Here is a 14,016-nt window from a genome sequence, read left to right as displayed (position 1 = left end):
TAACCGGTGCCCATGACCAGCACCGACGTCGAACGCGCCGCGCACGCCTACTGCCCCAGGTGCCACCCGGACCCCCAGCCGGGCGAGCGCGTCACGGCCCTGTGCGGCGCCACCCACCCGTACTGGGGCCGCCGCGACCGCCCGGTGACGCGGTGCCCGGCGTGCACCGCCCTGGCCGGCGCGCCGACGCTGGCCTGCGGCCACTCCGGCTGAGGGCTCAGGCAGGCCCCGCACCAGGACCGGCACCGCCGCCACCTGTGCCCCCACGGCTGCGACCAGGTGCGGCACGCGCAGCCCGAACCCGCGGGCAACCAGGCCGCCGGCCGCGGATCCCGGCCATGCTCGAGGCCGACGTCGGGCACCGCGCCCGGCAGCTCGCCGCGGGTGGCAGCGCGAAGCTGTTCACCGGCCTGCACGCCGCCGGGCCGCACGGTCCGGCTGCTCGAGGCACTGCGGTCCCCGGCGACGACGACCGACCTGGCCCAGGCGCTCGGCGTCACGCCCAGCGCCGTATCCCCGCACTTCGGCGTCCTGCGCGAAAGCGGGCTGGTCGAGCGGGAACGTTCCGAGCGCCAGGTCCGCTACCTGGTCACGGCGCTCGGATTGGCCCCGCTCGACCCCTGAACTCAGGCCGCCAGCGACGACAGCGGCACCGCGAACACCGACCGGCCGCAGGTCTGGCTCTGCGCCGTGCAGTCCGCCGTCGACCACTCCGACTGGGACCAGACCAGGCCCGTCGCCCAGTCGTAGGTCAGCGCCTCCGGGTGGACGGCCCAGCAGGCCGCGGTGGAGCCGCACGTGACCGACGTGCTCTGCGTCGTCGTCTGGGTCCAGAGCTGGCCGTTGATCGTGGCCGAGCTGTGGGCGACGTACCACTTGCCGCCGTGGGACAGGACGCCCTGCATGTTGCCCACCGAGCTGCGGAACGCCTCCGTCGCGGTCCCGGACAGCAGGTAGTCCGCCCCCATCGGGAAGCGGTAGAGCCGGCCGTGCCGGCTCTGGTCCGAGAAGTACTCCGTCGTGACGATGCTGGCCGGGCTCGTGCTGCGGTCCAGGGAAATCGACGAGAAGCACGGCACCCCGGTGTCGGAGGCCATGCTGCACGTGCCGCCCGCGTAGGTGTAGTAGCCGACCTGCATCATCGCGTACTTGTACGAGTACGCCGCATATCCGCCCGAGGTCTTGCCGATCGCGTTCGACGTCGTGTCGGTCAGCTGGAGGATGTGCTGGGTGCTGAACACCCGGATCGCGGTGGAGGTGTTCCCGACGGCGGTGACGTAGATCTTGTCGCCGTACCAGGCCATCCCGCCCATGTGGGCCTTCGCCGCCGAGAAGGTGCTGCCGGTGCTGTTCGGCACGGCCAGGTACAGCATCCGGTGGGCGGCGGAGGCAGGTGTGTCGTAGTTGACCGCCTGGATCCGCGCGTCGTCGTAGCGGCCGAGCGCGTCGGTGCCGTGCCAGCCGGACAGGATGATCTTGTCGGCGCCCCACAGGCCGTCGTCGTCGGCGTCACCGGACGTCGTGATGCCCTGCGGGACCCAGGTCGTGCTGCCCGCGCGTTCGGCGTCCCAGCACAGCGACTTCGTGGCGGCCGGCGCCTTGGGCAGCGCGGCCTTCTCCGCGCCGGTGCAGCCGGTCATCGCGTAGCTCGGGTCGTTGACGACGGTGTTGAGGCTGACGTTCGGCAGCGCGTCGTCCAGCGCGGTCAGCGCGGCGGCCGGGGTCGCGTGCCAGACCAGGTTCTGCTTGGCCGTGGTCGTCAGCGGGTCGCTGTAGGCGGCGCTCGCCGTACCGGGCAGCACCAGCGCGCCGGCCACCACGGCCAGCACGAGAAGAAGCACTCGGGGAATTCGCATGGGCGCCATTGCCGCACGCGCCGGTCAAAATTTCGTACAACGGCACTTGTACGACTCCGCGAGCGGCCTCCGGGGACAGCCCGGGGCGAACCCGGCATTCCTCCCGCATCGTGGTACCGCTCGCCACACCCCGGCCGGGTCCCGATAGTGGTCCCGTGCTCACGCCCCGTGCTCCCCTCGCCGCGTTCGCCCTCCCCCGAGCCGAGCGCGCCGGAACGCGGGTGACCTACCGGGACGCGCTCGTCGCGCCCCTGCCCGGCTACCGGCCGCTGCTGCTGGACCTCGTCGTCCCGGCCGGGGCGCCGCCCGCGGTGGTCGTGTTCCTGGACGGCGGCGCGCTCGCGGCCGGCTCCCACAAGCACGGCCGGATCGGCGACCACGTCACGGAAACGTTGGTGGCCAACGGTTTCGCGGTCGCTCGGGCCCAGTACCGGCTGGGCCGGGAAGCCGCTTTCCCGGCCCAGCTGCACGACGTCAAGGCCGCCGTCCGGTGGATCCGGCGGCACGGCACCGAACTCGGCGTGGACGTCGGACGCGTCGCGGCCTGGGGCCACTCGGCGGGCGGGTACCTCGCCGCGATGCTCGCGGTGACGGCCGGCCACGCGGAGCTGGAAGGCGACCTCGGCGTCACCGGCGAGCCGAGCGGGCTCGCCGCGGCCGTCGCGTGGAGTCCCCCGACGGACTTCACGCACATCCCGCCGCCCCCGGAAGGGACGTCGCTGCACCGCACCGGTCACGACCCGCACGACTGGCGGCCGGACGCGTCGGCGAGCCCGCTGCTGCACGTCTCGGCCACCGCGGCGCCGCTGCAGCTGGTGCACGGCACCGACGACTTCGGCATCCCGATCGCGCACAGCGAGGCGCTCGTCGCGGCGTACTGGCGGGCCGGGGCCGACGCCGACCTCATCCGGCTGGACGGCGCCGGCCACTTCTACAGCAGGCAGAAACTGCAGCAGGCCACCGAATCCGGCCTCGCCTTCCTGCGCGAACGCCTCGGCTGAGAGCCGCAGGTCAGTCCTTCGCCGTCACCCCGAGCCCGCGGCGCAGCGCGGCGACCTCGTCGACCAGCATCCGGCGCGAGACCGCCGCGTCCTGGATGATCGCGGACCCGTGGAAGGTGCCCGGGTAGTGGTGCAGCTCCGTGGTCACCCCGGCCTGCAGAAGGCGTTGCGCGTACTGGATTCCCTCGTCGCGCAGCGGGTCGAACTGGCAGGTGCTCACGAACGCGGGCGGCAGCCCGGCCAGGTCCGTGGCGCGGGCGGGTGCGGCGTACGGGGAGACGTCGGCGCCGCCCGGCTCGGTGCCCAGGTAGCTCGTCCAGCTGTAGACGGCGTTCGGGCGGTTCCACATCGGAGTGTCGACGTAGGCGTTCATCGACGGCGTCTCGAGGCGGTCGTCCAGCTCCGGGATGCCGAGGTACTGGAAGCGCAGCGCCGGGCCGCCGCGGTCGCGGGCCAGCAGGGCCGTCGCGGCGGCGAGCCCGCCGCCCGCGCTCTCGCCGCCGACGCCGATCCGTTCCGGGTCGATGCCCAGCTCGGCCGCCTTCGCCGCGGTCCAGGTCAGCGCCGCGTAGCAGTCCTCGACCGGCGCGGGGAACGGGTGCTCGGGCGCGAGGCGGTAGTCCACCGACACGATCACGATGCCCAGCTCGTCGACCAGGTGCAGCAGGGAGGCGTGGAACATGTCCAGGTCGCCGAGGATGAACCCGCCGCCGTGGATGTAGACCAGCGCGGGCACCGTGCCTTCCCGGTCCGCCGGGCTGTACACGCGCACCGGGACGTCGGGGGCGCCGGACGGCCCGGGCACGGTCGTGTCCCGCACGTCGACCGGGTGCACCGGGTCGTAGGCCGGCATGACCTCCTGCAGCTGCGACATCGAAGCGCGCGCGGCCAGGAGGGCGTCGTAGTCGGGCAGGGTCACCGCGGGGAGCATGTCCAGCCAGGGCAGCAGCTCGGGATCGATCGCGTAGGTCATGCTCCGATCTTCGGCGCGCGCCGACGCCGTCGCCACCGCCACGCGGCGGGGGTTGGCGGCCCGGGCCTCGCCATCCGGCGGCGGACGCGCCTATCGTGGCCTCATGAAGGGCCTGCTGCTGAGGCTGTCCGGACTCGACGCCGACGCCGAGAACGCGGTGCGGGTGATCGGGTTCTTCGACCGCCTGATCACCGATCGGGCGAGTCTCGACGTCCTCGTGCGCAGCACGGCCCAGCTGGCCGGCTGCGGGGCCGGGGTGCACGCCCCCGCGCAGGGCCTCGCGCTGCGGGCGGAACCGGACGCCGGCGTCACCGCCTCGGGCCGGGTGCCCGCCGGGGCCGCCGTGCGCCGCCTGGAGGGTGGCGTGGTGGTCTGGGTCTGCCGCGAAGGCCCGCCGACCCCGCTCGACGACATCCTGCTGGAGCGCTTCGCGATCGCCACCGCCGTCCTGCTGGAGCACACCAGCGTGCCGCTGCCCGCGCTCGGCGACCCCGCGCTGGTCGAGCTGGTGCTGTCCGAGGGGATCGGGACGGCCGAGCGCTCGCGGGCGCTGCACCTGCTCGGCCTCGGCACGACGGCCCGGCTGCGCGTGCTGGCGGCCACCGGCGCCGACCTCCCCGGCCGGTCCGCCGCGTTCGGCGACGTCCGGGCCGTGCTCACCGCCGACGGACCCGGGACGGCGCCGCCGGGCGCCCGGATCGGCGTCGGCCCGGAGGTGCCCGCGCTGGACCTGGCCCGCTCCTGGCAGGCCGCGCGCACGGCACTGCGGTTCACAGCCGACGCCGAGCCCGTGGTGTGGTCGGACCGCCTCGGCAGCCTCGCCGCGCTCGCCGGCCGGCTCACGCCCGCGGACCTGGCGGAGTTCCCCGACATCCAGGCCCTCGACCGCCTGGCCGAGGAACCGCACGGCGACGACATCCTCGCGGCGTTGACGGCACTCTGCGCGACGGGCTCGGCCCGCAAGGCCGCGGCCGTCCTGCACCGCCACCACAGCACGATGCCCGCCCGCCTGGCCCGGGCCGGCTCGGTCCTCGGCTTCGACGTCGACTCCCCCACCGGCCGTCTCCGCCTGCACCTGGCCCTGATGCTGCGCCGGCTGCGCGACGCCGGACCGTCCGAAGTGGACACTGCGCCGAACGGGTGACACCGGGGCCCGCGACCCAACCGGCACCGGGCTCCCGGAGTGGACGGCACGGACATCCCCTAGGAGGACACGTGCCGAAACTGCCGACCCTCGCCATCGCGACCCTGCTGGCCGCCGCCGGAACCCTCGCCGTCGCGCCCGCCGCATCGGCGCACGACGCCCTCGCCGAGGTCGTCCGCTGCGGTTACCAGCAACAGTTCCGCTGCGGCTACGGCGGAATCACCAACAGCCACACCAGGGTCTACTCCTGCGACACCTGGAGTGACAGCTACGGCTTCCGCACGGAGTGGCGCACCCGCAGTGGCGGCGGAAGCGGCGTCGACGACGCCAACGGCAGCAGCTCCGGCTGCAGCGCGAAGACCCCGGGCACGGCCGCGAACCCGATCACCATCTTCCGCGGCTGCTGGAAGACACCCACCTGGACCTGCACGGACTGGATGAACGCCTGAGCCACACACCGGGAGCGGCTGGTGTCGCGCGTCGCAAGGTGGCGGCTTCGGCAGTGCGGGATGCACCCCACGCCACAGTGCGCGCATCCCACCGCAGCACAGCAACCTCAGAAACCCCTGCCACCAAACCGATCACGGAAAGTTCCGGTCCACGCGCGCCGAGAGCCACCTTCGCTGCGCATAGCAGGACCACCCCGTCAACGAACCACTCACCGCCGGCGAGCACGACCCTCACAGACCTGAGTCACGGCTCCAGCAAGACCACCGGCACCTCCACGGCCCGGCTCCGCAGGTACTCGCCGAGTCCCTTGGCCTGCGGGTCCGGCCGGGTCGCCGACGCCACGCCGTCGCCGAGCAGGCCCGCCACCACGAAGTTCAGCGCCAGCAGGTTCGGCAGCTCGAACCGGCGGACCTCCAGCTCGGCCGCCTCCGGCAGCAGCTCGCGGAAGCGCGGAACGTCCAGGTAGCCCCGCAACCACGTGTACTCGTCCTCGGTGCGGGTCCAGAAGCCGACGTTCGCGTTACCGCCCTTGTCGCCCGAGCGAGCACCCGCGATCGCGCCCAGTGAGACCCGTCGCGTCGGCCCGAAGTCCCGCGCCTCGAGGGAAACCGGAGGCACGGAGACCGCGGGCCCGGTCGGCGGATGCGGAATCACGAGACGTGAGCCGTCGGGCAGGGTCACCCGGTGCTCGACCAAGGCAGCGGGCACCAGAGCCGGCCAGTAGACGCCGAAAGCGCTCTCCGCGGTCGGCGGGGTCGTCGTGTGGAAGCCTGGATAACCGCCGAGGGCCAGTTCCATCGTGGTGTTCGAGAAGCGGCGGCCGACCTTGCGGGCGTCCGGGTCCTTCACCGTGATCCGCAGGTGCGCGGTCGCCTCGGCGTTGACCGGCGAACCCGGGTGGTCGAACCGCAGCAGCGTGACGTCGACCTCGGCGAACTGCTCCTTGCCGCCCAGCAGGTCGAACAGCTGCTGTTCGGCCCACGAAGCCTTCTCCTCGATGCGGTCGCCGGTCAGCACCAGCGTCATCGTGTTGCGGTAGCCGCCGTCGTAGTTCAGCGCGACCTTGAGCTGGTCCCCCGGCGGGCTGCCGCGGGTTCCGCTGATCCGGACCCGGTCCGGCTCCTCCTCGGCGAGCAGCAGGCTGTCGAAGTGCGCGACGGCGTCCGGCCCGGCGTACGCGGGTTCGGCGATCTCGTACAGCAGCTGCGCGGTGACCGTCCCGGCCGAGACCAGTCCCCCGGTGTCGGCGTGCTTGGTGATGACGCTCGAGCCGTCGCCCGCGACCTCGGCGATCGGGAAGCCCGGGTACCGCCGGTCGGTGACCTCGTCGAAGAAGGCGTAGTTGCCGCCGGTCGCCTGCGGGCCGCACTCGATCACGTGCCCGGCGGCCATCGCCCCGGCGATCGCGTCGACGTCCCCCGGCGTCCACCCGTGCCACCACGCGGCCGGCCCGACGACCAGTGACGCGTCGGTGACCCGCCCGGTCACGACGACGTCGGCGCCCGCCTCCAGCGCCGCCGCGATGCCCCAGCCGCCGAGATAGGCGTTGGCGGTCAACGGTTTCACCCCGGCTTCGGAGAGCTTGCGGCCGGTGTCGAGGTGCGCCAGATCCGGCAGGCGGTCGACGAGGTCGTCACCGTCCACGTACGCGATCTTCGCCTGCGAGTCCAGCGACGAAATCCGCGCGGCCAGCCCCGCCGGGTTCAGGCCACCGGCGTTCGCGACGATCCGGATGCCACGGTCGAGGCACGTGCCGAGGACGTGCTCGAGCTGGGTGAGGAACGTCTTCGCGTACCCGGCGGCGGGGTCCTTCCGGCGGGCCTTCCAGAGGATCAGCATGGTCAGCTCGGCGAGGTAGTCACCGGTGAGGACGTCGATCGGGCCGCCCTCGACCATCTCCCGCGCCGCCTCCAGGCGGTCGCCGTAGAAGCCGGAGCAGTTCGCGATCCGGACGGGGCGCTTCACGCGCGTCCCCGGCCGGGCGCGCCCGCGAAGGCCTGGGCGATACCGATCCACTCCTGCGCCACCGGTCCGCGCACCACCAGGCCGGTGTCCGAAGCGAGCCGTCGCTGGGTGACCGTCAGGCAGAAGTCGAGCGCCGTCCCTTCGACGCGGTCGGCGGCGGCGCCGTCACCCCACGTCCACCGGTCGCCCGAAGGCGCGTGCAGGACGACCCGGATCGGGACGACCGGCGCCGGGCGCTCGTGCAGCCCGAAGCTGAACGCCGTCGTCGAGACGCCGAGGTGGGCGATGTGCCGGAGCCGGTCGGTCGGCACGCGCGTGACGCCGAGCGTGTCGGCGATGTCCTGCCCGTGCGCCCAGGTCTCCATGATCCGCGCGGTCACCGACGACGCGACGCTCATGTCCGGCCCGTACCAGGGCAGCCGCGCCCGGGGGTCGCGGCCGCGGAACGCCGTGACGAACGTCGTCCGCGCGCGCCGGAACCACACCCGGATCTCGTCGGCGCCCAGTTCTTTGTACTGCGCGGCGACACGGTCGGGGAAGTCCATGCCGTCGGCCAGCAACGCTGCCGCCGCGAGCTGGAAGCCCTCGGGGTCGACGGCGGCCTGCGTCGCAGTCTGGTCGAAGAAGGCCAGGTGCGTGACCTGGTCCCGGATGTCCCAGCCCACCGCGGGGGTCGGCCGCGCGATGCCGTCGTCGTCGAGCGGGGCGAGCATGGCCTCGACGTCGGCGGACTCGGCGAGGAGGTCGTCGAGCAGGGCGTCCAGCGAGACGGGCATGTCAGCGTCCTTCCCACACGGGCGTGCGCTTCTCGCGGAACGCCGCGGGACCTTCCTGCGCGTCCCGCGAGCGGTACACCGGCGCCCAGATCTCGTCGGCGCGGTCGTAGACGTCCTGGCGTTGCAGGTACGCCGTCTGCTTCGCCGCCCGCACAGACAGCGGGGCGTTGGCCGCGATCCGCTCGGCCAGCGCCTGCGTCCGGGACCGCAGCTCGTCCAGCGGTACGACGTCGTTCACGAGCCCGACCTCCCGCGCCCGCTGGGCGTCGAGGGGGTCGCCGGTCAGCAGGATCTCCATGGCGATCCGCGGCGGCACCAGCCACGACAGCGGCGCCGCCCACGGCGCCCCGCGACCGACCTTCACCTCGGTCACCGCGAAGCGGGCGTGCGAAGCGGCCACGACCAGGTCGCACTGCTGGGCCAGCAGGAACCCACCGGCGTAGGCGACGCCGTTGACCGCGGCGATCGTCGGCTTGGGGACGTCGACGTTGCGGCCGAACACCGGCAGGAAGTCCGGCGGCGGGATCTCCAGGGCCGTCTCGGCCATCTCCTTCAGGTCACCGCCCGCGCAGAACGCCTTGTCCCCCGCCCCGGTCAAGACCAGGACGGCCGCCGAGTCGTCGTCGACGAACCTCCGGGTGCCCTCCCACAGGCCGTCCCGGACCTCTTTGGACAGTGCGTTGCGGGCTTCGGGCCGGTCGATCGTCAACCAGGCCACGCCGTTTTCGACCTCGTAGGTGACGCTCACGAGACGACCGCCAGCACCTGGCCGGTGTCTACCTGGTCGCCCTGGCTCACCCGCAGGTCCGAGAGCACGCCGTCGGCCGGCGCGGCGACCGTGTGCTCCATCTTCATCGCCTCCAGCACGACCAGCGGTTGCCCGGCCGTCACGGCATCGCCCTCACCCGCCAGGACCCGCACCACGGCACCGGGCATCGCCGCGAGCAACGACCCCGCGGCCGTGACGGCGTCCGGATCGGCGAACCGCGGCACCTCCACCAAACCTGCCGAACCGTCGGGTCCATCCACATAGGACACCCCGGCCACCGTCTGCACGGCGTAACTCCGGTGGACACCGTCGATCTCCAGCTCCACCAGCGAATGGGACGCGGACAGCAGCCGCACCACGCCACCGAGCGGCTCGCCGTTCACCGTGACGCGCAGGCCGGACCGCCGCAGCGAGTACGCGACCTCCAGGGTTTCCGAGCCGGCCGTGTACGCCACCCGTTGTAAAGCCCCGCCGACGTTGCGCCACCCGGACGGCATTTCGGGCACCACCCGCGCGGCGAGCCGGTTGCGCGCCTGGGCCGCCAACGCCGCGGCCGCCGCCTGCCGGGCCCCGCCGGAAAACGCGCCGAGCGCGGCCGGGTCGTGCCGGGTCAGGTAGCCGGTGTCGGTGCGCCCGGCCAGGAACTCCGGCTCGGCCAGGATCCCGGCGAGGAGGTTCCGGTTGGTCGTGACGCCGTGCAGTTCGGCCTGCCGCAACGCCCGCGCCAGCGTCCGCGCGGCCTCACGCCGGGTCCGGCCGTGGGCGATCACCTTGGCCAGCATCGGGTCGTAGTGCGGGCCCACGACGGACCCGTCCTCGACACCGGAGTCGACCCGCACCCCGCGCAGCGGCGGGACGCGGAAGCGGTGCAGCGTGCCGGTGGCGGGCAGGAACCCGGCCGGGACGTCCTCGGCGTAGAGCCGGACCTCGATCGCGTGCCCGTCGATCCGGGCCCCCAGCACCTCGGGCGGCAACGGCTCCCCTTCGGCGACGCGCAACTGCAGCTCGACGAGGTCCAGGCCGGTGACCAGCTCGGTGACCGGGTGCTCGACCTGCAACCGCGTGTTGACCTCGAGGAAGAAGAACCGGCCGTCCTGATCCAGCACGAACTCGACCGTGCCCGCGCCGGTGTAGCCGATGGCCTTCCCGGCGGCGACGGCCGCGGCACCCAGCTCGGCGCGCAGCGCGTCGTCCACGGCCGGAGACGGGCTTTCCTCGACGATCTTCTGGTACCGCCGCTGGATCGAGCACTCCCGCTCGAAGAGGTGCACCACCTCGCCGTGGGTGTCCCCGAGGATCTGGACTTCGACGTGCCGCGGGTCGACGACGAACCGTTCCAGGAACACCGAGCCGTCCCCGAACGCCGACGCGGCCTCACGCCGAGCGCCCTCGACGGCCACTTCCAGTCCCGCGGAGTCGTGCACCACCCGCATGCCGCGACCGCCACCGCCGAACGCGGCCTTCACCAGCACCGGGAAGCCGATCGACGCGGCGACGGCGGCGAGGTCGGTCTCGTCCGTGACGGTCGCTCCCGGCAGCACCGGCACCCCGGCCGCGTCCATCAGCGCCTTGGCCTCGATCTTCGAGCCCATCGACGCGATGGCCTCGGGTGACGGCCCGACGAACGTCAGCCCGGCTTCGGCACAGGCGCGGGCGAACCCGGCGTTTTCCGACAGGAACCCGTACCCCGGGTGCACCGCGTCCGCCCCGGTCGCCCGGGCGGCGGCGATCACCAGGTCGGCACGCAAGTAGGTCTCCGAAGGGGCGGATCCGGGCAGCCGGACGGCCTCGTCGGCGAGCCGGACGAAGGGCGCGCCCGCGTCCGGGTCCGAGTAGACCGCGACGGTGGAGATGCCGAGGTCGTGCGCGGTGCGCATGACCCGGGCGGCGATCTCCCCGCGGTTGGCGACGAGCAGTTTCGCGATCATCGGCTCACATCCGGAAGACGCCGAAGCCGCGACGGCCCTCGACGCGGTTGGAGTGGACGGCGGACAGCGACATCCCCAGGACGTCCCGGGTGTCGCGCGGGTCGACGATGCCGTCGTCGTACAGCCGGCCGCTGACGGCGAAGGCGTGCGACTCGGTCTCGATCTGCGCCTCGATCGCGGCGGTGCGCGCGCGGTCGGCGTCGTCGTCGAACGGCTTTCCCTGCGACGCGGCGGAGTTGCGGCCGACGATCGACATCACCCCGGCGAGCTGGGCCGCGCCCATCACCGCGAGCTTCGCGCCGGGCCAGGCGAACATCAGCCGCGGGTCGTACGCGCGCCCGGACATGCCGTAGTTGCCGGCGCCGAACGAGGACGCCATGTTGACCGTCAGGTGCGGCACCGTGCTGTTGGTGACGGCGTTGATCATCTTGGCGCCGTCCTTGATGATGCCGCCCTGCTCGTAGCGGGTGCCGACCATGTAGCCGGTCGTGTTCTGCAGGAACACCAGCGGGACGTCCGTCTGGTTGGCCAGCAGGATGAACTCGCTGGCCTTCTTGGCCTCCTCGCTGAACAGCACGCCGCGGTGGTTGGCGAGCACGCCGACCGGATAACCGTGGATGCTCGCCCAGCCGGTGACCAGCGAGGTGCCGTAAAGCGGTTTGTACTCGTCGAAGTCCGAGCCGTCGACGGTCCGGGCGAGGATCTCGCGCGGGTCGAACGGCACCTTCGGGTCCGGCGGCACGATCCCCAGGATCTCTTCCGGATCGAACCGAGGCGGCTCGGGCGTCCGGCTGGGTGCCGGGCCGAGCTTGCGCCAGTTGATCCGGGACAGCACGCGCCGGCCGAGGCGGATCGCGTCCCGCTCGTCGACCGCGAAGTAGTCGGACAGGCCGGAGACGCGGGAGTGCATGTCGGCGCCGCCGAGCGACTCGTCGTCGGCCTCCTCGCCGGTGGCCATCTTGACCAGCGGCGGCCCGCCGAGGAACACCTTGGCCTGCTGGTCGACGAGCACGGCGTAGTCGCACATGCCGGGCACGTACGCGCCGCCCGCGGTCGAGTTGCCGAACACGATGGCCAGCGTCGGGATGCCCAGGGACGACAGCTCGGTCAGCTCGTGGAAGATCCGCCCGGCCGGCACGAACAGGTCGGCCTGCGTCGGCAGGTCGGCCCCGCCGGACTCGACGAGGTTGACCACCGGCAACCGGTTGATGCGCGCGATCTCCAACGCGCGCAACGTCTTCCGCAACGAGTACGGATTCATCGCGCCGCCGCGGACGGTCGGGTCGTGCCCGATGACCACGCACTCCACATCGGACACCACGCCGATGCCGGTGAGCACCGAGGCGCCGACCGTGAAGTCGGTGCCCCACGCGGCGAGCGCGGACAGCTCCAGGAACGGGCTGTCCGGGTCGAGCAGCAGCTCCAGGCGTTCGCGCACCGGGAGCTTGCCGCGGTCGCGGTGGCGCTGGACGTACCGCTCACCACCGCCGGCGATGGCCAGCTCCAGCTGCTCTTCCAGCCGCGCCAGGGCTTCCAGCTGGGCTTTCCGGTTGGTCGTGTAGCCCTCGGCGGAGACGTCGAGCAGGGTCTTGAGAACGGTCATCAGGCTCCCCCGTAGTGCCCGGAGTGCTGGTCCCGGACCAGGTTCTTCTGGATCTTCCCGGTGGACGTGCGCGGCAGCTCGCCGGTGACGATCACGGCCTTCGGGACCTTGTACCCGTCCAGGCGGTCCTTCAGCCGCAGCCGCAGGTCCTCGGCGTCGATCGACGCCCCCGGTTTCGGCACGACCACGGCCGTGATGGCCTCGGTCCACCGCTCGTGGGGCAGGCCGACGACCACGACCTCGGCGACGTCCGGCTCGGTGTCGTAGACGGCCCGTTCGACCTCGATCGACGCGACGTTCTCGCCGCCGGTCTTGATGACGTCCTTGTACCGGTCGGCGAACCACAGCACGCCGTCCGGCCCGAACCGGCCGACGTCGCCGGAGTGGAACCAGCCGTACCGGAACGCCTCCTCGGTCGCCTCGGGGTTGTGCAGGTACTCCTGCATGGCCGACGGCGCCCGGTAGACGATCTCGCCCTGCTCACCGCGCGGCAGCAGGTTCCCGTCCGGGTCCATGATGCCGACCTGGACGCCGGTGAGCGGCGTGCCGACCGCGCCGACGTGCGAAAGCTGGTGCTCGGGCCGGAACAGCGTCGTGATCGGGCTCATCTCGGTCTGCCCGAACAGCAGCGCGAAGTCGCAGCGGAAGCCGTCGAGGCACGCCTTGATCTGCGCCTCCGGCATCGGTGCCATCGCGTAGACGGCGCGGCGCAGCGACGACAGGTCGCGCTCGCCGAACGACGGGTGGTCCAGCGCCGCGCGGTACATCATCGGCAGGCCGAAGACCTGGGTGATCTTCTCGCGTTCGATCGTGTCGAGGAACCGCTGCGGGTCGAAGCCGCGGTGCACGAAGATCGTGGCGCCGACGACGATCGCGGGCGTGCAGAAGGCGTTGAGCTGCGCGGTGTGGAACATCGGCATCATGGCGACGAACCGGTCGTCGGCGCGCCAGCCGGAGTCCAGCGCGGCCGACATGGATTCCAGGTGGATCGCCAGGTGCGTGCCGACCACACCCTTCGGTGACGCCGTGGTGCCGGATGTGTACAGATAGGACAGTGGAGCGCGGTCCTCGACGACGACCTCGGGTGACGTGGTGTCGTCCGAGAGCACGTCGTCGAGGGTCAGGCCCGTGACCTCGCCGGTGCCGGGCGCGACGATCACGTCGGCGTCGCCGGGCACCGCGGGCAGGACCGCGTCGGCGAGCTGGCTCTCCACGACGATGCCGCGGGCCTGCGAATGCCCGAGCACGTAAGCGATTTCGTCGCCGCGCCATCCCAGGTTGATCGGCACGCAGACGAGGCCGATTTTCGCGCAGGCGTAGTAGACGGCGAGGAACTCGGCGCTGTTGGCCGAGGCCAGCGCGAGAACGTCCCCGGTCGCGTAGCCGCGGGCGAGGAGGCCGTGCGCGAGCCGGTTGACCCACGTGTCGAACTCGCCGTAGGTCCAGCGGCGGTCGCCGTCGACGACGGCGAGGGCCTCCGGCCGGGCGAACGCGACGCGGGTCAGCGCGTCGCCGACGTTGACCCGGTGGACGAGGTTGTGGTCCGTCATC

13 protein-coding genes are annotated in these 14,016 nt (G+C 72.6%); 5 read left to right on the top strand and 8 right to left on the bottom strand.

Annotated elements, in window-relative coordinates; translation table 11 throughout:
• Window positions 1-12 precede the first annotated feature (12 nt).
• The gene (locus VA596_RS14350; RefSeq protein WP_323327120.1) at window positions 13-213 is read left to right on the top strand and encodes a hypothetical protein; all 201 of its coding nucleotides are present in this window, start codon (window positions 13-15) and stop codon (window positions 211-213) included.
• A gap of 171 nt (window positions 214-384) precedes the next feature.
• Window positions 385-624 (top strand): ArsR/SmtB family transcription factor, encoded by a 240-nt coding sequence (locus VA596_RS14345; RefSeq protein ID WP_323327118.1) that lies wholly within the window; start codon window positions 385-387, stop codon window positions 622-624.
• Between the two features lie 2 nt (window positions 625-626).
• Here the strand turns inward: VA596_RS14345 and VA596_RS14340 are convergent, their stop codons facing one another.
• Window positions 627-1,856, bottom strand: a complete 1,230-nt coding sequence (locus VA596_RS14340; protein ID WP_323327116.1) for a hypothetical protein — start codon at window positions 1,854-1,856, stop codon at window positions 627-629.
• A 155-nt stretch (window positions 1,857-2,011) separates the two neighbouring features.
• Between VA596_RS14340 and VA596_RS14335 the strand changes: the two genes are divergently transcribed.
• The gene (locus VA596_RS14335) at window positions 2,012-2,857 is read left to right on the top strand and encodes an alpha/beta hydrolase (protein ID WP_323327114.1); all 846 of its coding nucleotides are present in this window, start codon (window positions 2,012-2,014) and stop codon (window positions 2,855-2,857) included.
• Between the two features lie 10 nt (window positions 2,858-2,867).
• Here VA596_RS14335 and VA596_RS14330 read toward each other — a convergent pair whose 3' ends face one another.
• Window positions 2,868-3,830, bottom strand: a complete 963-nt coding sequence (locus tag VA596_RS14330; protein WP_323327112.1) for an alpha/beta hydrolase — start codon at window positions 3,828-3,830, stop codon at window positions 2,868-2,870.
• 103 nt (window positions 3,831-3,933) lie between these two features.
• Between VA596_RS14330 and VA596_RS14325 the strand changes: the two genes are divergently transcribed.
• Window positions 3,934-4,974, top strand: a complete 1,041-nt coding sequence (locus VA596_RS14325; RefSeq protein WP_323327110.1) for a PucR family transcriptional regulator — start codon at window positions 3,934-3,936, stop codon at window positions 4,972-4,974.
• Window positions 4,975-5,045: 71 nt separating this feature from the next.
• On the top strand, window positions 5,046-5,423 hold the full coding sequence (locus VA596_RS14320) for a hypothetical protein (protein ID WP_323327108.1): 378 nt from the start codon (window positions 5,046-5,048) through the stop codon (window positions 5,421-5,423).
• Window positions 5,424-5,667: 244 nt separating this feature from the next.
• Here VA596_RS14320 and VA596_RS14315 read toward each other — a convergent pair whose 3' ends face one another.
• From VA596_RS14315 to VA596_RS14290, 6 genes are read right to left on the bottom strand one after another with little or no spacing between them, the layout of a single operon-like run.
• Complete coding sequence (locus tag VA596_RS14315) at window positions 5,668-7,389, bottom strand: acyclic terpene utilization AtuA family protein (RefSeq protein WP_323327106.1); 1,722 nt, start codon at window positions 7,387-7,389, stop codon at window positions 5,668-5,670.
• Window positions 7,386-8,165, bottom strand: a complete 780-nt coding sequence (locus tag VA596_RS14310; RefSeq protein ID WP_323327104.1) for a TIGR03084 family metal-binding protein — start codon at window positions 8,163-8,165, stop codon at window positions 7,386-7,388. Before VA596_RS14310 ends, VA596_RS14315 begins: the two co-directional genes overlap by 4 nt.
• Window position 8,166: 1 nt before the next feature.
• On the bottom strand, window positions 8,167-8,913 hold the full coding sequence (locus VA596_RS14305; RefSeq protein ID WP_323327102.1) for an enoyl-CoA hydratase/isomerase family protein: 747 nt from the start codon (window positions 8,911-8,913) through the stop codon (window positions 8,167-8,169).
• Window positions 8,910-10,862 (bottom strand): ATP-binding protein, encoded by a 1,953-nt coding sequence (locus VA596_RS14300; protein ID WP_323327101.1) that lies wholly within the window; start codon window positions 10,860-10,862, stop codon window positions 8,910-8,912. The genes VA596_RS14305 and VA596_RS14300 overlap by 4 nt, the downstream gene beginning before the upstream one ends.
• 4 nt (window positions 10,863-10,866) lie before the next feature.
• On the bottom strand, window positions 10,867-12,465 hold the full coding sequence (locus VA596_RS14295; RefSeq protein WP_323327100.1) for an acyl-CoA carboxylase subunit beta: 1,599 nt from the start codon (window positions 12,463-12,465) through the stop codon (window positions 10,867-10,869).
• Window positions 12,465-14,015, bottom strand: a complete 1,551-nt coding sequence (locus tag VA596_RS14290) for an AMP-binding protein (protein ID WP_323327098.1) — start codon at window positions 14,013-14,015, stop codon at window positions 12,465-12,467. The genes VA596_RS14295 and VA596_RS14290 overlap by 1 nt, the downstream gene beginning before the upstream one ends.
• Window position 14,016: the final 1 nt, after the last annotated feature.

It is taken from the genome of Amycolatopsis heterodermiae (assembly GCF_034929455.1).
Lineage (GTDB): Bacteria > Actinomycetota > Actinomycetes > Mycobacteriales > Pseudonocardiaceae > Amycolatopsis > Amycolatopsis heterodermiae.
This window is presented reverse-complemented; position numbering and strand designations above follow the sequence as displayed.

Excerpts from the sequence above, each read along its gene's own strand:
- VA596_RS14350 (WP_323327120.1), top strand. The coding sequence starts at position 13 with ATGACCAGCACCGACGTCGAACGCGCCGCGCACGCCTACTGCCCCAGG.
- VA596_RS14340 (WP_323327116.1), bottom strand. The coding sequence starts at position 1,856 with ATGCGAATTCCCCGAGTGCTTCTTCTCGTGCTGGCCGTGGTGGCCGGC.
- VA596_RS14330 (WP_323327112.1), bottom strand. The coding sequence starts at position 3,830 with ATGACCTACGCGATCGATCCCGAGCTGCTGCCCTGGCTGGACATGCTC.
- VA596_RS14325 (WP_323327110.1), top strand. The coding sequence starts at position 3,934 with ATGAAGGGCCTGCTGCTGAGGCTGTCCGGACTCGACGCCGACGCCGAG.
- VA596_RS14310 (WP_323327104.1), bottom strand. The coding sequence starts at position 8,165 with ATGCCCGTCTCGCTGGACGCCCTGCTCGACGACCTCCTCGCCGAGTCC.
- VA596_RS14300 (WP_323327101.1), bottom strand. The coding sequence starts at position 10,862 with ATGATCGCGAAACTGCTCGTCGCCAACCGCGGGGAGATCGCCGCCCGG.
- VA596_RS14295 (WP_323327100.1), bottom strand. The coding sequence starts at position 12,465 with ATGACCGTTCTCAAGACCCTGCTCGACGTCTCCGCCGAGGGCTACACG.
- VA596_RS14290 (WP_323327098.1), bottom strand. The coding sequence starts at position 14,015 with ATGACGGACCACAACCTCGTCCACCGGGTCAACGTCGGCGACGCGCTG.